Origin of the sequence: Spiribacter sp. SSL99 (genome assembly GCF_009805925.1) — a bacterium.
Lineage (GTDB): Bacteria > Pseudomonadota > Gammaproteobacteria > Nitrococcales > Nitrococcaceae > Spiribacter > Spiribacter roseus.
Window position 1 is genome coordinate 123,610 of record NZ_MAOM01000017.1, and the last position, 25,206, is coordinate 148,815.

The 25,206-nt window shown below is 67.7% G+C and carries 21 protein-coding genes and 1 riboswitch; of the genes, 13 read left to right on the forward strand and 8 right to left on the reverse strand.

Annotation, left to right across the window (positions count from 1 at the left end):
- The first annotated feature begins 23 nt into the window (after positions 1-23).
- Positions 24-114, forward strand: a riboswitch (glycine riboswitch).
- Between the two features lie 154 nt (positions 115-268).
- Positions 269-1,525, forward strand: coding sequence for a D-amino acid dehydrogenase (locus BA899_RS06310; protein ID WP_159300100.1), 1,257 nt, complete (start codon positions 269-271; stop codon positions 1,523-1,525).
- Here BA899_RS06310 and BA899_RS06315 read toward each other — a convergent pair.
- Both BA899_RS06315 and BA899_RS06320 read right to left on the reverse strand, forming a co-directional pair.
- Positions 1,497-2,210, reverse strand: a complete 714-nt coding sequence (locus BA899_RS06315) for a glycosyltransferase (protein WP_144348416.1) — start codon at positions 2,208-2,210, stop codon at positions 1,497-1,499. The genes BA899_RS06310 and BA899_RS06315 overlap by 29 nt on opposite strands.
- Entirely contained in the window at positions 2,203-3,108 is a 906-nt protein-coding gene (locus BA899_RS06320; RefSeq protein WP_144348415.1) for a LysR substrate-binding domain-containing protein, read from the reverse strand. The genes BA899_RS06315 and BA899_RS06320 overlap by 8 nt, the downstream gene beginning before the upstream one ends.
- A gap of 128 nt (positions 3,109-3,236) precedes the next feature.
- Here BA899_RS06320 and BA899_RS06325 point away from each other — a divergent pair, with 128 nt between their 5' ends.
- From BA899_RS06325 to BA899_RS06335, 3 genes are read left to right on the forward strand one after another with little or no spacing between them, the layout of a single operon-like run.
- The gene (locus tag BA899_RS06325) at positions 3,237-4,730 is read left to right on the forward strand and encodes an aldehyde dehydrogenase family protein (protein ID WP_144348414.1); all 1,494 of its coding nucleotides are present in this window, start codon (positions 3,237-3,239) and stop codon (positions 4,728-4,730) included.
- Positions 4,727-5,878, forward strand: coding sequence for an iron-containing alcohol dehydrogenase (locus tag BA899_RS06330; protein WP_144348413.1), 1,152 nt, complete (start codon positions 4,727-4,729; stop codon positions 5,876-5,878). Before BA899_RS06325 ends, BA899_RS06330 begins: the two co-directional genes overlap by 4 nt.
- Positions 5,875-6,987 carry a mandelate racemase/muconate lactonizing enzyme family protein gene (locus tag BA899_RS06335; RefSeq protein ID WP_159300101.1) on the forward strand — a complete coding sequence of 371 codons (1,113 nt, stop codon included), beginning with the start codon at positions 5,875-5,877 and terminating at the stop codon, positions 6,985-6,987. Before BA899_RS06330 ends, BA899_RS06335 begins: the two co-directional genes overlap by 4 nt.
- Here the strand turns inward: BA899_RS06335 and BA899_RS06340 are convergent.
- The 6 genes from BA899_RS06340 to BA899_RS06365 all read right to left on the reverse strand — a co-directional run bounded on the left by BA899_RS06340 (position 6,984) and on the right by BA899_RS06365 (position 18,210).
- Complete coding sequence (locus tag BA899_RS06340) at positions 6,984-7,340, reverse strand: thiol-disulfide oxidoreductase DCC family protein (protein WP_110882603.1); 357 nt, start codon at positions 7,338-7,340, stop codon at positions 6,984-6,986. The genes BA899_RS06335 and BA899_RS06340 overlap by 4 nt on opposite strands.
- Positions 7,341-7,344: 4 nt before the next feature.
- Complete coding sequence (gene recD / locus BA899_RS06345; RefSeq protein ID WP_157809096.1) at positions 7,345-9,252, reverse strand: exodeoxyribonuclease V subunit alpha; 1,908 nt, start codon at positions 9,250-9,252, stop codon at positions 7,345-7,347.
- The gene (recB, locus tag BA899_RS06350) at positions 9,245-12,955 is read right to left on the reverse strand and encodes an exodeoxyribonuclease V subunit beta (protein WP_159300102.1); all 3,711 of its coding nucleotides are present in this window, start codon (positions 12,953-12,955) and stop codon (positions 9,245-9,247) included. Before recB ends, recD begins: the two co-directional genes overlap by 8 nt.
- Positions 12,952-16,419: an exodeoxyribonuclease V subunit gamma gene (recC, locus tag BA899_RS06355; RefSeq protein WP_159300103.1), complete on the reverse strand. Its 3,468-nt coding sequence runs from the start codon at positions 16,417-16,419 to the stop codon at positions 12,952-12,954. The genes recB and recC overlap by 4 nt, the downstream gene beginning before the upstream one ends.
- 153 nt (positions 16,420-16,572) lie before the next feature.
- Positions 16,573-17,121 carry a porin family protein gene (locus BA899_RS06360; protein WP_110882607.1) on the reverse strand — a complete coding sequence of 183 codons (549 nt, stop codon included), beginning with the start codon at positions 17,119-17,121 and terminating at the stop codon, positions 16,573-16,575.
- Positions 17,122-17,217: 96 nt separating this feature from the next.
- Positions 17,218-18,210, reverse strand: a complete 993-nt coding sequence (locus BA899_RS06365) for an asparaginase (RefSeq protein ID WP_148122131.1) — start codon at positions 18,208-18,210, stop codon at positions 17,218-17,220.
- 179 nt (positions 18,211-18,389) lie between these two features.
- Between BA899_RS06365 and BA899_RS06370 the strand changes: the two genes are divergently transcribed.
- From BA899_RS06370 to urtA, 9 genes are all read left to right on the forward strand, one after another.
- Positions 18,390-18,695, forward strand: coding sequence for a hypothetical protein (locus BA899_RS06370; protein WP_144348404.1), 306 nt, complete (start codon positions 18,390-18,392; stop codon positions 18,693-18,695).
- On the forward strand, positions 18,696-19,535 hold the full coding sequence (locus BA899_RS06375; RefSeq protein WP_148122130.1) for an urease accessory protein UreD: 840 nt from the start codon (positions 18,696-18,698) through the stop codon (positions 19,533-19,535).
- Positions 19,536-19,544: 9 nt separating this feature from the next.
- On the forward strand, positions 19,545-19,880 hold the full coding sequence (locus BA899_RS06380) for an urease subunit gamma (RefSeq protein ID WP_144348402.1): 336 nt from the start codon (positions 19,545-19,547) through the stop codon (positions 19,878-19,880).
- Positions 19,877-20,185: an urease subunit beta gene (locus BA899_RS06385; RefSeq protein WP_144348401.1), complete on the forward strand. Its 309-nt coding sequence runs from the start codon at positions 19,877-19,879 to the stop codon at positions 20,183-20,185. Before BA899_RS06380 ends, BA899_RS06385 begins: the two co-directional genes overlap by 4 nt.
- Positions 20,182-21,885: an urease subunit alpha gene (gene ureC, locus BA899_RS06390; protein WP_159300104.1), complete on the forward strand. Its 1,704-nt coding sequence runs from the start codon at positions 20,182-20,184 to the stop codon at positions 21,883-21,885. Before BA899_RS06385 ends, ureC begins: the two co-directional genes overlap by 4 nt.
- A gap of 9 nt (positions 21,886-21,894) precedes the next feature.
- Positions 21,895-22,347 carry an urease accessory protein UreE gene (ureE, locus tag BA899_RS06395; RefSeq protein ID WP_159300105.1) on the forward strand — a complete coding sequence of 151 codons (453 nt, stop codon included), beginning with the start codon at positions 21,895-21,897 and terminating at the stop codon, positions 22,345-22,347.
- The gene (locus BA899_RS06400; RefSeq protein ID WP_370456325.1) at positions 22,283-23,020 is read left to right on the forward strand and encodes an urease accessory protein UreF; all 738 of its coding nucleotides are present in this window, start codon (positions 22,283-22,285) and stop codon (positions 23,018-23,020) included. Before ureE ends, BA899_RS06400 begins: the two co-directional genes overlap by 65 nt.
- A 29-nt stretch (positions 23,021-23,049) precedes the next feature.
- Positions 23,050-23,676 (forward strand): urease accessory protein UreG, encoded by a 627-nt coding sequence (gene ureG, locus BA899_RS06405; RefSeq protein ID WP_016353337.1) that lies wholly within the window; start codon positions 23,050-23,052, stop codon positions 23,674-23,676.
- Positions 23,677-23,839: 163 nt separating this feature from the next.
- Complete coding sequence (gene urtA / locus BA899_RS06410; RefSeq protein ID WP_200833072.1) at positions 23,840-25,156, forward strand: urea ABC transporter substrate-binding protein; 1,317 nt, start codon at positions 23,840-23,842, stop codon at positions 25,154-25,156.
- Positions 25,157-25,206 lie beyond the last annotated feature (50 nt).

A 25,206-nucleotide genomic window follows, 5' to 3' on the forward strand; every position in this document is an offset into this window, starting at 1 on the left:
TTCAAAGACGGGAGACTTTGATTCTAGCGCAGGTGGGAGAGCCCGGCATTCGATGCCGGCGCCGAAGGAGCAACCGCCCCGGAATCTCTCAGGCAACCGGACCGTCTGCGTGCTGATCATTCCGAAAAGCAGTCGGCCGTAGGGTTCGACTCGCCGAAGGAGCAAGCGAAGCGCCGGGTCGCTTCGTCAATCTCTCAGGCACCAGGACGGAAGGGGCACGGATCGCCACAAGGCGATGGGTGCACACAACCTGACTGGGAGTACGACGATGAACCACATTGCAGTCATCGGCGGCGGAATCACCGGCATCACCACGGCCTATGCGCTCACCAACCGCGGCTTCGACGTCACGGTGTTTGAGCGTAACCGCTACGCGGGCATGGAAACCTCCTTCGCCAATGGCGGGCAGCTCTCGGCGTCCAATGCCGAGGTCTGGAATCACTGGCCGACCATCGTCAAGGGCCTGCGCTGGATGCTGCGCTCGGACGCGCCTCTGCTGGTCAACCCCAAACCCTCCTGGCACAAACTCAGCTGGTTCGCCGAGTTTGTCGCCGCGACCCGGCGCTACGCCCACAACACCACGGAAACCGCCCGGCTCGCCATCGAGGCGCGGGACTATCTGTTCGACTGGGGTCGCCGCGAGGGCATTGATTTTGATCTTGAGCGCCGCGGCATCCTGCATATCTACCGCCAGCAGGCCGACTTTGACCACGCCGCGCAGGTCACCCGCCTCCTCGCCGCCGGCGGGCTCGAGCGACGCGCCGTATCACCTGAGGAAATGCGCCAGCTTGAACCCAACCTCGCCGGCGACTATTACGCCGGCTTCTATACCGAAAGCGATTCCACCGGCGACATCCACAAGTTTACCCACGGACTGGCCCAGGTGCTCGAGGCCCGCGGGGTGTCGATGCGGTATGAGTGTGCCATCGAGGATCTCGGCACGGCCGGCTCCGGGGTCTGGGTGCAGACTGACGGCGGGCGCGAATCCTTCGACGGCGTGGTGGTCTGTGCGGGTGTCGCCAGTCGCCGGCTCGCGACCCGCCTGGGTGATCGCGTCAACGTCTACCCGGTCAAGGGTTATTCCATCACGGTCAATCTGGAGGATGCCGCGTCGCGGGAAGCGGCGCCGTGGATGAGCCTGCTCGACGACGAGACCAAGCTCGTCTCAAGCCGGCTGGGTGCCGACCGCTTCCGCGTTGCCGGCACGGCCGAGTTCAATGGTTATAACCGCAACATCCGCCAGGACCGGATCGAGCCGCTGCTGAAGTGGGTTGAGACCTGTTTTCCGGGGGTGAGTACCCGCCAGGCGGTGCCCTGGGCCGGCCTGCGGCCAATGATGCCGGACATGATGCCGCGGGTGGGCGCGGGCCGGCGCCCTGGTGTGTTCTACAACACCGGCCATGGCCATCTGGGCTGGACGTTATCCGCCATCACCGCCGAGCAGGTCGCCGAGACCGTCGAGGCGGCCGCGGCGCCGTCGGTCCCGGTATCCGGGGTCAGGGCCGCCGGTACCAGAACCAGCTGAGCCGCTTGAACCGTCCCGCCCATGGGAACAGGACAAAGGTGGCAAGCACCAGCGCATGCTGCCACGGCCGGAACCAGTCCATCTTGCGGGCCGAGCTGATCACGGGCGGGCAGTCGAGGATCATGAAACGCCGGCCGCGCGGGCGGCCGAGGCGGTCGAGCCGGCGTGAATAACCAATCTCGTCGCCGGCGTAGAGCTGCTCGCTGAATCCGCCGATGGCGGCGTGTGCCGCTGCGCGGGCAAAGACGAAGCAGCCGGCCGCGAGACGCAGGCGTCGCGACAGCCCGTTCCAGGCGGCCAGACCCAGCCGCTGGGGGGCGGACTCCAGGCGATCAAAGCCGATCGGCGCGCCGCCGCCCACGCAGCCCTCATCCATGGCCGCCCGCATTGCCTGCAGCGCCGCCGGCGTGACGCGTGTGTCGGCATCCACGAACAGTAACCAGTCGCTGGCGGCGGCCTCGGCACCGGCGTTCCGCACCCGGGCGATCCGGTGTTCGGGTTCATGCACCACCCGGGCACCTGCCCCGGCGGCGATCGCGGCCGTCGCGTCGGTGGAGGCATTGTCCACCACGATGATGTCCGCCTCGAGCCGGCACGCGCACAGGGAATCCTGCAGGGTCTGCAGGGTGTCGGGCAGGTAGGCGGCCTCATTCCAGGCCGGGATGATGACCGACAGCTCAGGCATGGTGGGTCTCCAGCGTTGCGCGAAGCCAGCGCTCGAATGTCTCGAGCGCGCCGGTGGGGGAGGCCTCGGGCGGGCGTACCCACCAGTATGACCGGGTACCGGGCACGCGGGTTTCAAACAGCTGCACGAGACGCCCGGCGGCGAGGTCATCGGCCACCATGTGCCAGTCGGCGATGGCCGCCCCCAGGCCTGCGATGGCCGCCTCGATGGCGAGGTCGAGGGTATCGAACTCGAACCCCTTGCCGGCATCCACGCCGTCGATGCCGGCGGCATCCAGCCAGTGCTGCCAGGACAGGTACCGTCCCTCGCGCTTGAGGACATGCAGTAACGTCGCTTCGCCAAGCACGACCGTGCCGTCACGTCGGGTCAGCGCCTGCTGGACCCCCGGCGCTGCCACCGCCACATGCTCCTCCGAGAACAGGTGGCTGCTGTGCAGGTTGGGCCAGTCGCCGGTGCCAAAGCGGATGGCGGCATCCAGCTCATCGCGCTGGGACAGTCGATCCTTGGTCTCGGTGCGGATCGACAGGACCAGCGCGGGGTCCTGCGCCCGCAGGCGATGCAGCCGGGGCATCACCCAGCGGCTGGCGAGGGTGCTGGGGATGTTGAGCGCAAGCCGTCGGCGGTGACGGCCCGCCCGCAGATCGCTCACGGTCTGGCGCATCTGCTCGAGCGACGCCGCCACGGTTTCCATCAACCGCTCGCCGCTGGGTGTCAGGCCTGTCTGCCGCGGCCCGCGAATCACCAGTGTCTCGCCGAGTTCACGCTCGAGCTGCTTGAGCTGGCGCGATACGGCACCGGGCGTGACATGCAGCACGGCGGCCGCCCGGGTGATCGAGCGGCAGCGGGCCACCACCTCGAACGCCTTCAATGCATTCAGTGACGGCAGGTCAGTCGGCATGGATGGCCTTGTCGGATCGGACTTGAGTAAAACGCAATTTGAACCTGCAATTTTATCGATTGAGTCGGCATCAGACGCGCTGATACTACTGGCCGCGTTTACTTCAGCGCAAAGGATGGGCCGATATCATGACCGCTCCTGAAACCCCGACCGACTGGCGGGCCGCCGCCGCGGCCGTTGAGCTCCCCACCCAGGCGTTTGTGGACGGCCGCTACCGGGCGTCGCGTCACGGTGCGACGTTCAATGCCGAGAACCCCGCCACCGGTCAGGTCCTGACGCCGGTGGACGAGTGGACGGCGGCGGATGTCGATGATGCCGTGGATATTGCGGCCGCGCGCTTTGAGGCCGGCGTCTGGGCGGATCGCGATCCGGCCGAGCGCAAGGCGGTCATGCTGCGGTTTGCCGAGGGCATCCGCGCCAATGCCGAGCGCCTGGCGTTGCTCGAGACCCTCGAGACCGGCAAACCCATCAGCCAGACGCAGGCCGTCGATGTGCCGGCCTGCGCCGGGACCATCCAGTGGTACGGCGAGTGCCTCGACAAGCTGTATGACGAAATGGCGCCCGGCGGTAACGACGCGGTCATCGCCATCCGGCGTGAGCCCGTGGGCACAGTGGCCGCCATCGTGCCGTGGAACTATCCGCTGATCATCGCCAGCTGGAAGATCGGGCCAGCGCTCGCCGCGGGCAACAGCGTCATCCTCAAACCGGCCGAGGAGTCCACCCTGGCCAGTCTGCTGCTGGGCGAGATCGCGGCCGAGGCCGGGATTCCGGCAGGGGTGTTCCAGGTCCTGCCGGGCCGGGGACATGTCACCGGCGACGCGCTGGCCGGACACAACCAGGTCCAGGCCATCGCGTTTACCGGGTCGACCGAGATCGGCAAGCGGCTGCTGGTCCGCAGCGGCGAGTCGAACATGAAAAAGGTCGGGCTCGAGTGTGGTGGCAAGTCGGCGCAGATCGTCACCCGCGAGTGCGAGCAGCTGGATGCGGCCGCCGAGGCCATTGCCTGGAGCATCTGGTACAACCAGGGCGAAACCTGCCATGCCGGTTCGCGACTGATTGTTGACCGGCGGGTGGCCGATGCGTTGCTCGAGCGGGTTGAGGCCTTGATGGGGCAGTTTGAACCGGGCGATCCGCTGGATGATGCCACCGTCATGGGGGCGATGATTTCGACCGATCATCTGCACCGGGTACAGGGCTATCTCGACGCCGTGCGCCGTGGGGGAGGTCGTGTGATCGGCGGCGAGGTCATCGAGCGGATCGAGGGGGGTGCGTTCATGCGCCCGGCCATCCTCCGTGACATCGATCGGACCGGGCAGGCGGCGCGCGAGGAGATCTTCGGCCCGGTACTGGCCGTGATGGAGTGCGACGGTCTGGACGAGGCGGTGCGTATCGCCAACGATTCGGAGTATGGCCTGGCGGCGGCGGTCTGGACCGACCGCCTGAGCGATGCCCACCGGGCCGCCCGGCGGCTGCAGGCGGGCACCGTGTGGGTCAACTGCTATGACATGGCGTCGGTGGCGACACCGTTCGGCGGTTACAAGCAGTCGGGGATCGGTCGGGACCGTTCGCTGCATGCCTTCGATAAGTACACCGAGCTCAAGACCACCTGGGTGGCGGTATGAGTGGCCTCGAACTGCACGTGGATCGTCCGGCCACGCCGCGGATCGTTGCCGGGGCTGATGCCCTGCAGCGCCTGGGTGAGGTCCTGCCGGCGACCCCCGCGCCGATCCTGCTGATCGTTGATGCAGGGCTGGTCGCGGCGGGAATGGCGGAACGCCTCGAAGTCGCGCTGCCGCCGGGACGTCCGGTGACCCGGTGGATCTGCCCGGCGGGCGAGCCGACGCTTGCCAGCGTCAACGACGCCGTGGCCAGTGCCCGCCGCCTTGATCATGCGGTGATCGTGGGCCTGGGTGGGGGTAGCGCCCTTGATAGCGCCAAGCTGGTGGCAAGCCTCGCGGCCAGTGCATTGCCGGCGGAGGATTTTGTGCTGGGCCGTAACGTCCCGCCCGCGCGATGGCCTGCGGTGATGATTCCGACAACCTCCGGGACCGGCTCCGAGGTGACGCACACGGCGATCGTGAGTGATCAGGCCGGCCAGAAGCTCTGGGCATGGGCGCCGGATATGGCGCCCGATAGCGTGATCCTCGATCCGACGCTGACCACCAGTGTGCCCCCGGATATGATCGTTGGCACCGGGCTTGATGCGTTTGTGCACGCCCTTGAGGCCATGACCGGGCAGAGCCGGCAGGCCTTCACCGAGGCGTATGGTCTGGAGGCAACACGCCGGGCGCGCGGCGCGCTCGCCAGTTATCGGCACGATCCTCATGACCTGCACGCCGCCGCCGACATGCAGCTGGCTGCGACGCTGGCGGGGCTGGCCATTGATGGCGGCGGCACCGGCATGGCGCATGCCATCGGTCATGCCCTGGGCAGCCTCTACCACGTCCCCCACGGCATTGCCGTCACGCTGGGTCTGCGGGCCAGCCTTGCCTGGAGCATTGAGGCCGATCCCGGTCGCTACCAGCCCGCCGCAGCGGCATTCGGTCTACCCGGCGGGACGGCGGCCGATCTGGCCGAGGCCTTCGATGGCTGGCTCTCGGAACTGGCGTTCGACGCGGTGGCGGCGCGCTCACTGCCCGCGTCGATGAGCGCCGGGGCATTGCATGCCGAACTGGCCGCCGAGCCCAACCGGCCCATGATCCAGAATAACGCGCGGCCTGCCGCGGATGCGGACCTCGCCTGGCTGGCCCGACAGGTGGTGGCGGCATGAGTATCCGGGATATCCGCATCAGTCACCATGTGCTGCCGCTGGATCCGCCGTTCCCCGCCGCCTGGGATACCCGCCCGCGCCGTCGGTTCGGCGCTACCATCGTGCGCGTCGAGGACGACCAGGGCCGCGTCGGCATCGGATCAGGCGATCCGATGCACGGCCTGTCGGAGATGCTGGATCTGTTCATCGGCCAGGATCCATGCGCGCTCGAGCGGCATGCCGAGGTGCTGAGCAATATCGGTTTTCATGCCGGGCGGCCCTGGCCGCTGGATGTCGCGCTGTGGGATCTGGTCGGCCAGATCGAGGGCCGGTCCGCCTGGCGCATGGCCGGTGGTCGGGGTGGGACGATCGCCTGTTATGCCTCAAGCGGCGTGCATCGCACGCCCGACGCCATGGCCGACCAGGCGCGCCGGATGCTTGCCGAGGGTTTCCCGGCAATGAAAATCCGCTTTGGCCGATCCACGCTGGAGGCGGATTTCGCGGTGCTCGAAGCCGTACATCGCGCGGTGGGCGACGGGCTCACCCTGATGGTGGACTGCAACCAGGGCTGGCGTATGCCTTGGGACACCCAGCCGCCGTGGACGTATGCCCAGGCCCTGGAGGTGGCTCGGGAGCTGGAGCGCTACGGCGTGCACTGGATGGAAGAGCCGCTGCATCGCGGCGATTACGCCGGCATGACCCGCCTGCGCCGGGAGACGCGGCTGCTGATCGCCGGCGGCGAAATGACCCGCGAGTGGCACGAGTTCCAGACCCTGCTCGAGCGCGATTGTCTGGACGTCTATCAGCCCGATGCCGTGTGCTCGCTGGGGATGACGCATCTGCGCGCATTGGCCGAACAGGTCGCGGCCGCCGGATGCGTGTTCACCCCCCACACCTGGGGGAATGGGATCGGGCTGCTCGCCAATGCGCACCTGACGGCCGGCAGTGTTGGCACGGCGTTTATCGAGCTGCCCTATGACCCGCCCGAGTGGACACCCGAGCGCCGTGATTTTCCCCTGCTGACCCCGGTGCGGCCGGATGAGCAGGGCAGGCTCGATCTGGGTGACGCTCCGGGCCTGGGGATCACGCTGGACGAGGAGCGGCTGGCGCAGACACGGGTGGCGCTCTAGCGCGGTGGCTCGCAGCGCAGGCGGCGCAGGCGCCATGCCGCCCAGCGGTTATAGGCCCAATCGCCGCACTGGAAAAGACCCGGCAGGGTGAGCACCCGAGCCAGCCAGCGGAAGCCCCCGCCGGCCACGCGCCAGTAGCCCAGCGAGGCGCGCAGGCCCACCTGCATGCGTTGGCCGTCATGAAAGTGCAGCTGAGCCATCATGTCCGCGAGCTGATAGCCGGCGGGTGGCTGGAATCCGCTCTGACTGATATCCACCAGGTCGATCCGGTGCCTCAGCCGCGGTCGCAGATGGTCGATCTCGCGGCGGCACATGCCGCAGCTGCCGTCGAAGTAGAGCGTGGGCCGTGTCATCCGCCTAGTGTGCCTGCGGATGGGCAATAACGGCACCCTTGCGGGCGCGGGTGACGGCTGTGTAGAGCAGTTCCGGGCGCGTTCGCCCGGGCCCACCCTCGGGCAGCACCACCAGCACCTGGTCAAATTCCGAGCCCTGGGATTTGTGCACCGTCATCGCGAATACGCTCTCGATGGCGTCAAGCCGGCTGGGCAGGACCAGCCGGATGGGGCCGTCGGGCCATTCAAAGACCACACGCAGCCGTGGGGTCTGTTCGCCGGGCAGACGGGTCATCAGGCAGATGCCGATATCGCCGTTCATCAGGCCCAGTTCGTAATCGTTGCGGGTGATCATCACCGGGCGGCCTTCAAACCAGCCGCTGGCCCGATCGATCAGTCCGTTCTGTTGCAGTGTCGCGGCAATGCGGGCATTGAGGCCCGTGACCCCGAGGGGGCCATGGCGGACCGTGGTCAGCACCTGGAAACGGCTGAAAGCCGCCAGCACCGTGCGGGCCCACTCCTCGGTGGCCTCGCGGTCATCACGGACGGGGCGCGTGGCCTGCAGCTCGGTGAGATAGGCCTGGTAGCCCTGGCAGGCCGCTGTCGCAATGCCCGCATCATCGCCACCGGTCAGCTTCAGACGCTGAATGTCGGCGGCATCGCTGTCGAGCAGGGCCTCTGCGTGGGCTGAATCGCCGCGTCGAACGGCCTCGGCCAGCGCCCCTATCCCGCTATCCACCCCGAATCGGTGGCTGTCGCGCAGGCGGACGATCTGCTGTTGCAGCGCGCTGCCCCCGGCCTGCCAGGTGGCGATATCGTCGCCACTGTTGGCCTTCACCCAGGCCACGGTCCCGGCGGTGTAGTGGGGCTGCTCGATGCCGGCGCAGAGCTCGCCGAGCACCGCGCCGGCCTCCACGGATGCCAGTTGGTCCTTGTCGCCGAGCAGTACCAGCCGCGTTTCGGGGCGCAGGGCATCAAGCAGTCGGGCGGTCAGTTCCTGGTCGATCATCGACGCCTCGTCCACCACCACCAGGTCGGCATGCAGGGGATTGTCGCGGTCATGCCGGAAGCGTCGGCTGCCAGGGCGCGGACCGAGGAGTCGATGCAGCGTGCTGACCGATCGCGGGATGGCGTCGCGCACGGCGGCTGGAAGCGGCAGGGCATCAACCTCGCCACTGATCGATTCGCCAAGCCGTGCGGCCGCCTTGCCGGTGGGCGCCGCCAGCCGGATGCGCAGCGGAGCTTCCGGGTGGGTGTCCATGCGCTCGGCCTGCAAAAGCCCCAGAAGCCGCAGCACCGTCCGGGTCTTGCCGGTGCCGGGGCCGCCGGTGATCAGGGTAAAGCGCGAACGCGTGGCGAGGGCGCAGGCAATGCGTTGCCAGTCCGGCTCGCGCCCGGTGCGCGGGAAAAGCCCGTCAAGGCGGTCCGTGAGTCCCGAAGGCGCCGGCAGTGATTCTGCAAGCCGGCTCGCAAGGGCGGTTTGGATGAGACGTTCGTTGGCCCAGTAACGGCGCAGGTACAGGGTGTTGCCCTGCAGTACCAGCGGCGTGGTGCCGTTCCGGGCGACGGCTGCATCGTCGGCGGTGACCGACTCGACGCTTCGCGCGTCGGTTAGATGCGCGCGCAGGGTATCGAGTGCCAGTCCTCCGAGCCATTCGACGGGTGTCGGTGTATGGCCGTCGGTCGCGGGGGGTTCGGGCCAGAGCATTGCCGGTGTCTGCATGAGCGTGTCGAGGGGCAGGCGGATATGCCCCGCACCCACCGTGTAACTGACCAGCGTGGCCAGTCCCAGGACGACCTCGTCGGTCTCCCCGCCGTTCTCGGCAAGCAGGGCGGCCAGCGCCAGATCGGTGGAACGGATCCAGCCACCATCGAGCCACTGATGGAGCTGCGCCGGCAGCTGCGGCGCTCGGAGGGTCGCGATCTCAGACATGCTCCGGGGCCTCGTTGAAAAGCGCATCCAGGGATTCCACAAGCGCCCGGTCAGGGCGTTCGGCATGTATCCCGCGGCTGCTCTGGTTGATGCCGCGCAGGAAAAAACATATCGCTCCGCCGACGTGGGTGTCGTAGTCGTAGCTGGAGCCGAGCCGCGCCCGCAGCAACCGATGGAGCGCCAGCAGGTAGAGCGCGTACTGCGCGTCGTAGCGTTTCTCGCGAACGATCTGCTCGAGCGCCCGGGAAGGATGGGCGTCGCTGTTCGCCGGCAGGCGGTTGGACTTGTAGTCCATGACCCAGTACCGCCCCTCGTGGCAGAAGACCAGATCGATATAGCCCTTGATCATGCCGTTCAGTTCATTTTCGCCCAGGGCGGGGCGGCCGACGCCGGCCAGGGTATGACGGCGGATGATCGCGTCGATCTGACTCGCCCGGGCCCGTCCCACCGCCATCAGGAACTCGAGCTCGGCCACCAGCGCCCCGGCATCGAGAGTGCTGAGGCGGACCGGTGCCGCGCCCGGCAGGGGCAGGTCGGTGTCGGTCACGGCGGCCAGCCAGTCCCGAATGGCCGGTGCCCAGGGCTGCCAGCGCTGTCCGCGCAGACCACGCTCGACAATGGTACTGAAGGCGGGATCATCCGCGCCGGGAAACCGCCGACTGGCGAGTGCCTCGAGCTGCGCGTGGATGAGGGTGCCCGTGGCCGGTCCAGCCGGGATCATCGCGACGGAATCGGCCGCCGTCTGCGTCGGTGCGGCGGGCGTCGGCGCTGCATCGCGGCTTTCCTCGGCCAGGATGTCCGCCTGCGCTGTGCCGGGGATGGCGGCGCGCGGCCCGTCCTCGACCAGCGCGCTGTAGCTGGCGATCCACCATCGCGCCCGGCCCGGCGCCGGGCCGGTGTAGTGGCGCGCCACCGCCATGGCCGGCGCCGGGGCCAGCGCGGTGGTCGCCACCGGTGCGCCTGGCTGCGTCGGCTGGATACGCTCGCGGGTCAATGCCGGGCTCTGGCCGGCCAGTGCCTCGAGGCAGGGGCCCAGATCCATCGGGCGCATGTCATCGGAACAGCCAAGCAGGCGGCCGATGGCCGAGCGCTGCAGATGCACCGTCGCCGATCCCGTCTGGGCACTCCCGCGCACGGGGGCCATTCCCAGCCAGCAGGCGTGGATGGCTCGGGTGACAGCGACGTAGAGCAGGCGCATGTCTTCCGCCTGCTGGCGATCCCGGGCGGCATCCGTGTCGTCGCGCCCTGCGTCAAAGGCGATTTCGGGACCCTTCTCGGTGGTCCGCACCAAGGGCGGCTCGGCCCGGGCGCTGCGGTAGCTGCAGATGAATGGCAGGAACACCAGTGGGTATTCGAGGCCCTTGGATTTATGGATGGTCACCACTTTGATCAGGGCCGCGTCGCTTTCCAGACGCAGGATGCGGTCGTCGGCGGGCGTTTCGCCGCGATGCTGCATGGCTTCATCAAGCCAGCGGATCAGACCGCCCGCGCCATCGAGCGTGGCGGCGGCTTCCTGGAGTAGCTCGCTGATCTGCAACAGGTTGGTCAATGTCCGCTCGCCACCGCTCCGCGTCGCCAGGCGCGACGCCAGTGCGTGGTCGTGGATGAGCTGGCGCAGCGCGGGCAGGACGCCCTGACGCTGCCAGCGCTCGGCATAGTCCTCGAATTGCTCCAGCGCAGCCTCCCAGCGCGCGTCGTCGCTGAACAGTCCTTCCAGCGTTGCCCAGTCATAACCCATGCTGGCGGTCCCCAGGGCGGTGCGTACCCGGCGCTCGGATTCCGGCGTGGCCATTGCCTGCAGCCAGCGCAGCACATCTCCCGCCTCGGGGGTCTTGAGGACATTGTCACGATCCGACAGATAGACCGATGCCAGCCCCCGACGCCGCAGGGCCTCGCGGATCAAACCGGCCTCCTGGCCGCTGCGGACCAGAATGGCGATATCCGCCGGCCGGACGGCGCGGGATGTTTCCGCGTTTTCGAACCGGGCCTCGCCGGACGCGGCCCGGTCGAGGAGCTGACGGATCTGCTCGGCACCGGCTTCAGCCATCTGCTGGCGGTAGACCGGCAGGGGGATGCTCTCGTCAGGCGCGTCCTGCGGCTCGAGCTGCCAGAGCGTCATGGCGGTCGCGGGCTGCTCGCCGATCCACAGCGCCTCGTTGCGGCCATTGGCCTCGACCCGGGCAAAATCGATGGCATCCGGATGGAAGGGCCCGGGCTGCATCGGAGACTGGCCGAACAGGGTATTGACCGCCTCCACCATGCCGGTGCTCGAGCGATAGTTGCGATCCAGGGTGTAGCGCTGGCCAGCGGGGATCCGTGCGGCTGCGCTCAGGTAGGTCGCCAGGTCCGCGCCGCGGAAGCCGTAGATGGCCTGCTTGGGGTCGCCGATCAGGATCAGGCTGGCGGATTCGTCCGCCGGGTAGATGGCCTGCAGGATCCGGTACTGCACCGGGTCGGTGTCCTGGAATTCGTCCACCAGCGCGACCGGAAACTGCCGGCGGATGGTTGCCGCCAGGCGCGTATCGGCGCCGGGTTGATCAAGCGCATCGCGCAGGCGCGTCAGCATGTCATTGAACCCGATGACGCCGCGTTGGTGCTGTGTGGCCTCGACCCGTCGGGCCACCCATCCCACGGCATGGGCGTAGAACGGCGCCGCCGCGCCGGCGAGCGCCGTCCGGGCGGACTGCAGGGCGTCGGCGGCGATTGCGATCGGGTGCTCGGCGAGCGCTTCCGGCAGCGTGCAGTCCTTGGCGGTGCCGGCATTCAGGGTGCTCAGACTGATCTGATCGAGCTCGATGCCCGGGTGTGGCTGAGCGGGGTTGGCCGCCCACTCCGACAGGGCCGGTTTGAGGGTGTTCGCCCAGGTCCCGGCAGTGGGCCTGCGGTTGCCGCGCAGGCGGCGGCTGGCGCGGGCGTCGGCGAGGGCCTGCTCAAAGCCCTCGAGATCGCTCTTCACCGCCTGCCGAAGCGCGTCCGTCGCCTCCGCAGCGCGCCGGGCACTGGCCGCGATCGCCGCCATCGGGTCATCGCCGGACGGCTCCGGCAGGGAATCGCGCCGCTTCAGCAGCGCTTTGAGGTTGGTCGCGAAGCGCTCCACTGAGGGTCGCGGGTCGTTCGATTGACCGCTGAGCACAAAGCCCAGGGCGCCCAGCTGGACCTCATCGAGGGGGTAGACCGTTTCGCGCCAGTAGTCCTCGATGGCCTCGCGCGTGATCAGGTCGGTGTCCTCACTCAACTCCAGGGCAAAAGCAGTCCCGGCTTCGAAGGCATGCTGCTGGAGCATTCGATGGCAGAAACTGTGGATGGTGTAGATGGCTGCCTCGTCCATCCAGTCAGCCGCCGCGCGCAGGTGATCGGCATGCCGCTGACGGGCATCGGGGTCGGGGTAGGCGGTGAGCAGCGCGGCGAGAATCGTGTCGTCGGGCTGCGGATCGGCGGCGCCGGCAAAGCATCGGGCGGCGGTGGCCAGCCGCGCGCGGATCCGGTCGCGCAGCTCCTTGGTCGCGTCGCGGGTGAAGGTCATCACCAGTATCTCGGGCGGCAGCATGGGCCGGCGCTGCGGGTTGGCCGGATCGTGTCCCAGCACCAGACGCAGATAGATCGCCGTCAGGGTGAACGTCTTGCCGGTGCCCGCGCTTGCCTCGATCAGGTGCTGCCCGTCGAGGGGCGCGGTGAGGACGTCGAGTGTCTGTGCTTCGGTCACGACCCATCCTCCCGGATCAGTGCATCGATAAGGGGTTGGTAGAGCCGGGTGGCCCAGGCAACCAAAAGGGGGCTGGCGTCGGTGGACGGCTCGAACAGCGCGTCGGCATCGGGAAAACACCGGCGCAATGCGCCGTTGCCCGCGAATGTCATCTCGCCGGGGTGACGAGTCGTGCCTTCGTAATGCGGCCGTGCCGTCCCGGCATTGATGGGCTTGTCGGGGGCCTGTCCAAGCAGGGCAAAGACGGTACGTACCGGCAGCGGCAGGGGGCGTTCAAGCCCGGCTCGCCAGCCGCGCAGGATGTCATCGAGAGGCCCTCCGGCCGATCCGCAGGGCATTGCCGGCAGGGAATGGGTGGCATCGTGGGCGATGATGACGCTGCGGGCGCTGAATCCGGCGGCATTGAGCGCCAGGTGCTGAACCCAGTCGCTGAGCAGGCGCGGGTAGTGCGGGTGGCCAGCCTTGAGGGTGTCGCCGGCCTTGAGCACCAGACGCAGCCGCTCACCGTCGGCGAGTCGATACAGATCGGCGCTCCAGTCCTCGATGACAAAGGGCTGATCGTCGACATCGCGGCTCAGTCGCAGCTCCTGAGGCGGCTCCGGCGCTGGCCCCCTGGCTCGCCAGACCTGCCAGCGCCGGGCGGCCCGCAGCGCCTGGGCGATGGACTGATCAAGCGCGATCCGGCCCATGCCGGCCACCGGCAATTCACCGCTGCGCTGCAGCCGTGCCCCGGCGGCGGCGATGGCCGGGTCGGGGTCATCGGGCGGGTCTTGCCGCCGCAGGGGGGCCAGCAGGGCATCCTGAACGCTGTAACGGGCGAGACCGGCCAGCTCGAAAGGCTCGCTATCAGGCGTGGCATCGCGGGTCTCGTCAAAGCGCAGCTTGAGCCGCTCTCCGGCAAAATGCCCGGCGCTGTCGCTGAGGAACGTCGCCAGATCACGTAAGCCGAGAGCCTGCGGTGACGCCAGTAACGGCGGGCCGAGTGCCGGCGATTCGTCCATCGGCCGGGCGTCGTGCCGCCATTCGCTGGCGTAGGTGAAATATTCGCCCTGGCCGTCATAACGGGGGCTGAACGGCTGCAGGGGATGGTCGACGGTGAGATGCGGCGTCACCGCCGTGCTGTCGGTGTCAGGCTCATCGAGCCGCCACCCGCGGTCCAGGTGGTCACGCAGCTGGCTGACCAGTACCGAGGGGGGGAGCTCGCTGTCGTCGCGCGGATTGCGTCCGATCCAGCTGACATGCAGGTGGTCACGGGCGGCCAGCAGCGCCTCCAGAAACAAGTAGCGATCATCATCGCGTCCCGATCGATCGCCGGGTCGGTACTGACCACCGGCGGCCATCAGGTCAAAGTCTACGGGCGGCCGGGTGCGCGGGTATTCACCGTCATTCATGCCCAGCAGGCAGACCAGCCGGAACGGAATGCTGCGCATCGGCATCATGGTGCAGATATTGACGCGGCCGGCGAGAAACCGCTGGCTGGGGCCTTCGTCCTCGAGCACGGCAAGCCATGCATCGCGGGCGACCGTGAGGGGGATGGGATCATTGAAGGCCGCCTCGTCACAGGCATTCAGCCACTCGGTCATGGCATCAGCGAGCCGCGACTCCAGTGCCAGTTCTTCGCTGCCCTGCAGGCTCAGGCAGTCGTCGATCAGGGCGCTCAACCGGTCCGCCCAGTCGCGGGGACGGCCGGGTTCACGGAACGCCGCCGCGTGATGCTCAAGGGTGTCGAGCAGCGCGCGCAGAGGCCCCAGCAGCGCAGCATCCAGGCTGCCCACTTCCGGGTAGGGCTCGATGTCCTGCCAGGCGTCGCCGGCTCCCACGGCATATCCGAGCAGCATGCGCCGAAGCCCGAATCGCCAGCTGTTCTGCTCGAAACCCCGGGCGATGTCGAGGGACTCGCGGCGCTCGGCATCCAGTCCCCAGCGCACGCCGGCGTCGCGGCACCATTCGCGCAGGATGATCAGATCCTCCTCGCCGAGCCCGAAGCGCTGGCGGAATGCCGGTACCTCGAGCAGATCGAGAACCTCGCCAAGGGTGAGCCGCGCATTGGGCAGATCGGTGAGTCGTTCGATGGCCGTGGCCACGCGCGCTTCGCTGCGCGCGCGACGATCGCCGATGGTATAGGGGATATAGCGGTGGTCGTGGCGGTCGAGCCGTCCGAACACCGCCTCCACGGCCGGGGCGTAGGTGTCGATGTCGGGCACCATGACGATGATGTCCCGCGGCCGCAGCGGTCGATCCGTCCGCGCGGCCTGCTCGAAGGCGTCGAGCAGCCGGTCATGGAGGACCTCCACCTCGCGCTGTCGGCTGTGGGCACGATGAAAGCGGATGGACGCGTCCCGGACGAGGGGGCGCTCCTCCCCGGGTGAGGGCAGGGGCGTCAGGTCGAAGATATCCTGCTGGATCTGCTCGAGCAGCGGATAGTCGGTGATCGACGCCGTCGCGGGGATCGGTGGCTCGAACGCGTCAATGGTCTGGAACCAGTCACGGTATCGCTCCGGCTGGTCGATTTCATTGAGCAGCGCGATGAAGTCGCGGCCCTGCTTGCCCCATGCCGCCAGCAGCGGCTGTCCCGGCGTACCGAAGTGGCGTTGATGGCGGCGCTGGTCCAGCTTGAGCAGGTCGCGGTCCTCGACCAGGTCGGCCCAGAAGTAGCCCGAGGGGTTCTGGACCAGCTGCAGGATCTGGCAATGCCGCGACAGGGCATGCAGGGCATCCAGGACCGGCCGCGGCATCGAGGTGACGCCGAATACCGTCAGACGCCGTGGCAGCGCGGGCCATTCGCCCGGTTCGGCCGCGTCCAGCGCGGCGATCAGCTGCGCCTGGATGGCGGGCCGCGAGAGGGCTTCGGCGCCGGCGCCGATATCGGCATGGAGGGCCCGCCAGAGCTGCGCCTGCCATTGCAGGCCGGCATCCAGGGGTGTGGTCTGGCCGTGCCCGTCGCGCAGGATGTCGTCGCCGGCCAGCCAGTCGGCCAGCCAGTCCGGGCGATAGACCTGGTACTGGTCGTACAGATCGGCGAGGCGCCGGGCGAGCTGATGGCGCTTGCGCGGGTCGGGGTCATCGCCCAGGTAGTGATCCAGGGCGGCGAACGTCTGCGGGTGGGCCTCGAGCTGTTCGGGGATGAGCCGATAGATCCGCCACTGCAGGCGGGTCTTGTCAAACGGCGATGTCTCCGGGATCCGGCTGGCGCCGAGGACCAGGCGGCAGGCCTGCCAGAGGAACGACTGCGGCAGCACGAACCGCTGGGCCGCGGCGATGCCCGCGCCGCCCCCGGCACCGTCATTGGATGCCGCGAAGGCGTGACGCAGCCACTGCGCCATGCCATTGGACTGCACCAGAAAGGTCTCCGACTCGAGGGGTGCGGGCGGATGGGCCTGCAGGTGGCTGACGATCAGGTCGCGCAGCGTTTCGAGTCGGTTGGCATGAATGGCCGCCAACCCCGGCGTGAATGTCTCTGTCATGCAAACGCGTTCCCGACCGACTCGATGAAGGCCTCCAGTCTGCCGCCGGGCGGCGACATTGAGTGACGCAGGTATCGATCCATGGCGTGGCCGCTCCTTCCAGTCCCACCTCCCAGAGTGCCACGCCTGGACCGTCATGCTCACCTGGCGGTGCTAGAAACCATAGGTGGCGCCGGCGGTGATCGCGGTGGCCGTGTAGGCATCCTGATCGAGGTAGCTCGCCCACTCGACATACCCCGAAATCCGGTCGGTCAGGGCCGCCTCGCTGCCGATGCCCCAGGACAGCCCGGTGTCATTGGCCGTGTCACTGAAACCCCCCGCGCTGCCGGTGAACTCGGCCCGGCCATAGGTGAAGCCGGCCAGACCGTAGACCGATACTCCCCGGGTGATCGGCAGATGACCAACGGCATAGGCGCCAGCGAGCTGTTTGAGCGCGATTTCGACGTTGCCGCCGCTGTCGATAGCGGTGTCGTCGCTCGAGAGGCCCACACCCAGGCGAGCCTCAATGGCGATGTGATCGGTGACATGGTAGCCCAGCCGGCCGACGATGGCGGTGGGGTTGAGAGTCACGTCGGCATTTGTGTCATAGCTGACCCGGCCAAGGCCACCGCCGGCATAGGTGTCGCCGGCGTCGGCACCGAGCGCGGGTGTGGCGGATGCGGCGAGAAGCAGGGCGAGGGGAAGGGTTTTTGCGTGGGGCATGGGTCTTACTCCGCTGTTGTCGAGTCGCGGAGAGCCTAGCGACGCGGCGGACGCCGCATCGGGCAATGGTCCGCACAACGAAGAAGTCGGCGACGATTAGACGGTCGACCAGCCCGCCGCGGTCGCAAAGCGGGCGCGCCAGTCGGCGGCGCCCTCGGGCGTGGACAGCACCAGCATCAGCAAAAGGCGCGCCTGCCGGGCGCTGAGGGTGTCGGCGCCGACCGCACCGGCGGCGATGACCCGCTCCAGGCTGCCGGGATATTCGTAGACTTCGGCCACCGGCCCGGATCCGGTGCTCGAAGTGATCGCCACCGGGCAGCCCGCCGCATGGGCGCGCGCGATGGCCGGGACCCAGTCGGGCGGCACCTGGCCGCGGCCGAGGGCGTCGATGATCAATCCCTGCGCGCCATCACCCCGCAGTGCATCAATGGGACAGGCACTGCCGGCGGCGGCCGGCACGATATCCACCCGCGGCAGCGTCGGCCCGCGTGGGATCGGCGTCGGGATCCGGGCATTCAGGGGATACCGGAGGATCGTGCCGTCGATGTGACCGACCGGGCCATAACCCGGCGAACCGAATCCGGTCAGGCGATAGCTGCTGATCTTTCGCACCAGCGACGCGCTATGGATCGCCTCGTCGAATACCACCAGCACGCCCTGGCCCCGCGAACCCGTCGCCGCGGCGACACGCAGGGCGTCGACGAGATTGCGCGGTGCGTCCGAGCCGCGCTCATGCAGGGCGCGCTGCGAGCCGGTCACCACCACCGGTCGCGGGCAGTCCCCCAGCACCTGCTGAAGGAACCACGCGGTGTCCTCGAGCGTATCGGTGCCGTGGGTGATGACAATGCCGTCGGTGGAGGGATCCGCGAGCCGTGTCTCGCAACGCTCGGCGATCCGGCACAGGTCCTCGCCATTGATGGCGTTGCTGGGCTTTTGCAGCAGCGACTCGGTGTGCACGGCGGGGCCGGCATCAAGGCCGGCATCGATGGCGTCAAGCAGCGCCTCGGCGGGCAGCGCGCCGGCGACGTTACGGCCACTGGTGCCGGGCGTGCTGGCGATGGTGCCGCCGGTGGTCAACAGATGGATCATGGGGCAGGCCGCTCCTTGAGTCAGTCGATTTGCATCAATTTGGTGCCAAATGAGCCGGTTTGGTGCAAAAAACTGCACCGGTGGTGATTCCTGTGCGAGTTTCTGCCCCGATCTGATGCTTGGCAAGCGAATTGCATAGTGCGAGGCGTTACTCAATCACCACGATCAGGGAGCCAAGCATGCATCGGAATCCACTCGTCGTCTGCCTTGCCGGGCTGCTCGCCAGCCCGGCGACGTGGGCGCACAGCGCTGAGCAGACCGGCCACGGCCTGATGTTCTTCCACTGGCACATCGCCGACACCGGCCACGTGCTGGGCATGTCCCCGGCCATGCTCGGAGTGGGCGCGTTGCTGCTGGCCATCGTCGCAGTGGTGGGCAGTGTCCGGTTCCGGCACGCCCGTCGTGCGCCGGCGGCGTTGTCGCTGGCCGGTACCGCGGCCGCGTTCGCCTTGATTGGCACCGGGCTGATCGCAGGCGCCGTTTAAATGGCGGCGGTGGCACCGGCAGCCCCCGATCCAGGATGGCGGGCGCGGCTCGATCTCGCCTTCGTGCCCACCCCCGCACGCACCGTGCTGGCGCGGCGGCGCCATGAGGGGCCGTTGCGGGTGCAGCGAAGCTTTCACCCCGAGGGCGCCCCCTGCCATAGCTATGTCCTGCATCCCCCCGGTGGTGTGGTGGGGGGTGATCGGATCAGCCTCGACGCCGATGTCCGGGAGGGGGCATGGGCCCTGTTGACGACGCCCGGTGCCACCAAGTTCTACCGCAGTCTGGGCCGCACGGCGACGTTGCGCCAGAACCTGCGCGTCGCCCCCGGGGCGACACTGGAGTGGCTGCCCCAGGAGCAGATCGTGTTCTCGGGGGCGATCGTCGAGGCATTGACCCGTATTGATCTGGGTGCTGACAGCCGCTGCTTTGCCTGGGAGCTGAACTGCCTGGGCCGTCCGGCTGGCGGGCTGCCGTTCGAGTCGGGATCGCTCCGCCAGCGTCTCGAGGTCTGGCGCGAGGGACGGCCGGTGTTGCTGGAACATACCCGTATCGAGGGCGGTAGCCGCGCGGTGGAAGCGCCCTGGGGCCTCAACGGCCAGCCGGCCTTCGCCACCCTGGTGGCCGGCCCGACGGATGCCGATGCGCTGACGGCGGCGCGCGGGGTGTTGGCCGCAATGCCGGGCGAGGCCTCGGCGACCCGACTGGAGGATCTGCTGGTCGTGCGCTGGCGGGGGGCGGGCGCGCTTGAGGGATATGCCCTGCGCGAGCGCCTCTGGGCGGCGTTGCGCCCCTTGTTGATGGGGCGGCCGATGTGTCGGCCCCGAATCTGGAATACCTGAGGAGGACGCATGCAACTCACGCCGAGAGAAAAGGACAAGCTGATGCTCGCCACCGCCGCGATGGTCGCCGAGCGGCGCCTGCATCGGGGGGTTCGACTGAACTACCCGGAATCGATGGCCTACATCGCCAACGCCATCGTCGAGGGCGCGCGCGATGGCCGCAGCGTGGCCGAACTGATGAGCGAGGGGACGCAGCTGCTGAGCCGCGAGCAGGTCATGCCCGGCATCCCGGAAATGCTCAGCGAGGTCCAGGTCGAGGCGACTTTCCCCGACGGGACCAAGCTGGTGACGATTCACGACCCCATTGCTGAAGCGGCCGATGACGGCCAGGCGGTGTCATCATGATTCCCGGCGAGGTGATCACGGCGGCCGGCGAGATCGCGCTCAACGCGGGGCGGGAGACACTGACCGTCCGAGTGGCGAACGCCGGTGACCGGCCGATCCAGGTCGGATCCCACTACCATTTCCACGAAGTCAATCCCGCGCTGGAGTTTGATCGCGACGCTGCGCTCGGCTACCGGCTCAACATCCCGGCCGGCACCGCCGTGCGGTTTGAGCCGGGGCAGTCCCGCGAGGTCGAGCTGGTGGCCTACGCCGGTGATCGCGCGATCTATGGCTTTCGCGCCGCAGTCATGGGGGAGTTGGAATGACCTCGATTGAGCGATCGGCCTATGCCGAGATGTATGGCCCGACCACCGGCGATCGCGTCCGGCTGGGGGATACCGAGCTGTTCGTCGAAGTCGAGCGGGATCTGACCTGCTACGGCGATGAAGTGAAGTTCGGGGGCGGCAAGGTCATCCGCGACGGCATGGGCCAGAGTCAGCGTGATAATGAAACCGCCGTGGATCTGATCATCACCAACGCCCTGATCATTGACTACACCGGTGTTTATAAGGCTGATATCGGGGTCCGTGACGGCCGGATCGCGGGCATCGGCAAGGCCGGCAATCCCGATACCCAGCCCCACGTCGATATCGTGATCGGCCCCGGCACTGAGGTGCTCGCCGCCGAGGGCAGCATCGTGACGGCCGGGGGCATTGATGCGCATATCCACTTCGTCTGCCCACAGCAGATTGAAGAGGCGCTGATGTCAGGCGTGACCACCATGCTGGGCGGCGGCACCGGTCCGGCGACCGGTACCAACGCCACCACCTGTACGCCGGGCGCGTGGAATATCCACCGGATGCTGCAGGCCGCCGAGGCCTTCCCGATGAATCTCGGTTTCATGGGCAAGGGCAACGCGAGCCTGCCCGACTCGTTGCATGAGCAGATGCAGGCCGGGGCGATGGGGCTCAAGCTGCATGAGGACTGGGGGACGACGCCGGCGGCGATCGATAACGCGCTCGACATCGCTGAGCAGTACGACGTCCAGGTGGCCATTCATACCGATACCCTGAACGAGTCCGGGTTCGTCGAGGACACCCTCGCCGCGTTCAGGGGACGGACCATTCACACCTATCACACCGAAGGCGCGGGCGGCGGCCACGCCCCCGACATCATCCGCGCCTGCGGGCAGTCCAACGTTCTGCCGTCGTCCACCAATCCGACGCGCCCGTACACCCGCAACACCATCGATGAGCATCTGGACATGCTCATGGTCTGCCATCATCTCGACCCGGCCATCCCCGAGGATGTCGCCTTTGCGGAATCGCGGATCCGGCGCGAGACCATCGCCGCCGAGGACATCTTCCACGACCGCGGTGCGTTCTCGATGATCGCGTCCGACTCGCAGGCCATGGGTCGGGTCGGCGAGGTGATCACCCGCACCTGGCAGACCGCCCACAAGATGAAGGTGCAGTTCGGGCCACTTGCCGAGGACAACGATCGGCATGACAACCTGCGGGCCCGGCGTTACGTCGCCAAATACACCATCAACCCGGCGATCGCACACGGGATCGCCCACGAGGTGGGATCGCTGGAGGTGGGCAAGCTGGCCGATCTGGTGCTCTGGAAGCCCGCTTTCTTCGGCGCCAAGCCGGGCACGATCGTCAAGGGCGGCATGATCGCCGCCGCACCGATGGGTGATCCCAACGGGTCGATCCCCACGCCGCAGCCGGTGCATTACCGGGGCATGTTCGGCGCCCATGGCGGGGCGGTGGCCGAGACCGCGGTGACTTTCTGTTCCCAGGCCGCGATCGAAGCGGGCATCGGCGGGCGACTGGACCTGAACAAGCGCCTGGTGGCGGTCAAGGACTGCCGCGACGTGGGGAAGGCCGATATGAAGCTCAATGACTGGCAGCCCGAGGTCAGTGTCGACCCGCAGACCTACGAGGTCCGCGCCGATGGCGAGCTGCTGACCTGCGAAGCGGCGGTGGAGCTGCCGCTTGCACAGCGCTATTTCCTTTTCTGAGGGGCTGTCATGGAGACACTGACACAACGGCTCGGGGCCCTCGCGGCGGATCAGGAGGTGGTCGGCACGCTGGTCCTGACCATCGAGCAACGTGAGCGCTCGCGGTTTCGGGCCATGCTGGGTAACGGCGAGGTCATCGGCGTGATCCTCGAGCGCGGGGGCGCGGCCCTGCGCGCGGGTGATGGACTGGCTGACGACAGCGGCCGGGTCTACCGCGTCGAGGCCGCGCCCGAGCCGGTCAGCACGGTGCGCTCGGACGATCCGCTGGTGCTGCTGCGGGCCGCCTATCATCTGGGCAATCGGCATACGCCATTGGAAGTGGCCAAGGGCTACCTGCGCTACCGCCATGACCATGTGCTCGATGAGATGGTGCGCGGGCTGGGCGCTGAGCCCACTCATGAAACCGCCCCTTTCCAACCCGAGTCCGGTGCCTACGCCGGCGGTGGTCACCATCATGGTTGATGGCACCGATGCCCGAACGCTGCGGCTGTGGCAGCTGCTGAGCCCGACGCTGCCGGTAGGCGCCTACGCCTACTCGGCCGGTCTGGAAACCGCCATTGAGCAGGGCTGGGTGGGCGACGAGCCGTCTCTGATCGATTGGGTTGGCGGTCAGTTGCAGAGCGGGATCGGGGCGCTTGATCTGCCGGTACTGGCGCGTCTGCAGGCCGCCTGGCAGCGCGATGACCGCCCGGCGGTCGAGGTCTGGACCAGTCGTCTGCTCGCGGCCCGGGAAACCGCTGAGCTGCGCGCCGAGGATATTCACATCGGTCGGGCACTGATGCGGCTGCTCGGTGAGTTCGGCATCAGCGAGGCGCTCACTTTCGACCGCGACCGCGATGTCACCTGGGCCACCGCCTTCGCCCTGGCCACCGCGCGCTGGGCCATCGGCATGGATCAGGCCGCCCTCGGCTATGCCTGGGCCTGGTCCGAGAATCAGGTAGCCGCGGCGGTCAAGCTCGTTCCCCTGGGGCAGAGCGCCGGTCAGCGTGCGCTGCTTCGTATCGCGGACGCCATCCCCGGGGCCGTCGACAACGCCGCTGCCCTCGATGATGAATCCATTGGTGCCACCACCCCGGGCGTCAGCCTGGCCAGCGGCTGGCACGAGGTCCAGTACTCACGGCTGTTCCGCAGCTGAACGATCACAATTCCGGAGGATGACCCGTCATGACAGATAACCCCACTCCGCTGCGCGTCGGTATCGGTGGACCGGTCGGATCCGGCAAGACCGCCCTCACGCTGGCGCTGTGCCGGGCGCTTCGCGAGCGCCTGTCGCTTGCCGTGGTGACCAATGATATTTACACCCGCGAGGATGCCGAGTTTCTCTCGCGCCACGAGGCACTGCCCAGCGGGCGCATCGTCGGCGTTGAAACGGGTGGGTGTCCGCATACCGCCATCCGCGAGGATGCCTCGATGAATCTCACCGCGGTCGCCGATCTGCAGGCGCGCTTCGGTGATCTCGATGTGGTGTTCATTGAAAGTGGTGGCGACAACCTCTCGGCCACGTTCTCGCCGGAACTCTCCGATCTGACCCTGTACGTCATTGATGTCTCGGCCGGCGACAAGATCCCGCGCAAGGGCGGCCCCGGCATCACACGTTCTGACCTGCTGGTCATCAACAAGACCGACCTCGCGCCGCAGGTGGGGGCGTCGCTCGACGTGATGGCCCGTGACAGCCGCATGATGCGCGGCGAGGCCCCGTTCCAGCTTGCCAGCATCGCCGCCGGAGAAGGCGTTGAGGGCATCATCGAATTCATCCTGCGGGAGGGCATGCTGGCGCGCTCGGTGGCCTAGCGTGCACTACGAGCGGGAATCGCCGGTCGCGGCCGCACCAGTGTGGCGCATGCGACACCGGTTGACGCCTGCCGGGCGGTAGCCCGAACAGCTGGCACGTTAATTGCTATCCAGTGAACAGGCCGATGGTCGGCCTGGTGATTCACTTCAAAGGAGTTCACGCATGTACGCAAAGAAGCGACTGCATAACGGCATGGCAAGTACGCTTGCCGCTGGCGTTCTGGCGCTTGGGCTGGGAGGCAACAGCGCACTGGCCCAGGAGGAGGATCCGATCAAGGTCGGCATCCTGCATTCACTGTCCGGCACGATGGCGATCAGTGAGACGGCCCTCAAGGAAACCGTCGAGATGCTCATCGAGCAGCAGAACGAGAACGGCGGCCTGCTTGGACGCGAAATCGAACCGGTGGTCGTGGACCCGGCCTCGGACTGGCCGCGATTCGCCGAGCAGGCAAGGCAGCTGCTGGCGGACGACGAGGTTGACGTGGTGTTCGGCACCTGGACATCGGTCTCGCGAAAGTCCGTCCTGCCGGTGTTCGAAGAGCTCAACGGGCTGCTCTTCTACCCGGTGCAGTATGAGGGCGAGGAATCCTCCGAGAATGTGTTCTATCTGGGGGCCTCACCCAACCAGCAGGCCATTCCGGCGGTTGATTACCTGATGGACGAACTGGACGTGGAGCGCTTCGCGCTGCTGGGGACCGACTATGTCTATCCCCGCACGACCAACAAGATCCTCGAGCAGTACCTCATGGATAACGGGGTGGCCGAGGAAGACATCATGATCAACTACACGCCGTTCGGGCATTCCGACTGGCAGAGCATCGTCTCGGATGTGCGCGACTTCGGGGGCCAGGGTGAGAAGACCGCCATCGTCTCGACCATCAACGGTGACGCCAACGTCCCGTTCTACACCGAGCTGGCCAACCAGGGCGTTTCCGCCTCGGATATTCCGGTGGTGGCCTTTTCGGTGGGTGAGCAGGAGCTTGCCGGGATCGACACCGAACCGCTGGTCGGTCACATGTCGGCCTGGAACTACTTCATGAGCGCGCCGACCACGGAGAACGTCGAGTTCATCCAGGCGTGGCACGAGTTCAAGGATGATACCTCGGCGGTCACCAACGATCCGATGGAGGCCCATTACATCGGCTTCAACATGTGGGTCGAGGCCGTGCGCCGGGCCGGTACAACCGACGTTGAAGCGGTGCAGGACGCGATCATCGGCGTGACCGTCCCCAATCTCACCGGCGGCTACGCCACCATGATGCCCAACCACCACATCACCAAGCCGGTGATGATCGGTGAGATCCAGCCTGATGGGCAGTTCTCGGTGGTCTGGGAGACCAACGGCGAAGTGGCCGGTGATGCCTGGTCGGACTATCTCCCCGAGAGCAGCGACATCATCGCCAGCTGGCGGGCACCGTTGCTCTGCGGAAATTACAACGTCGAGACCGGCGTGTGTTCAGGTCAGGACTACGGCGACTGACCATGGCGACGCTGCCCCGCCGCCGGTGGGGCAGCGCCTTGAGGGAACAT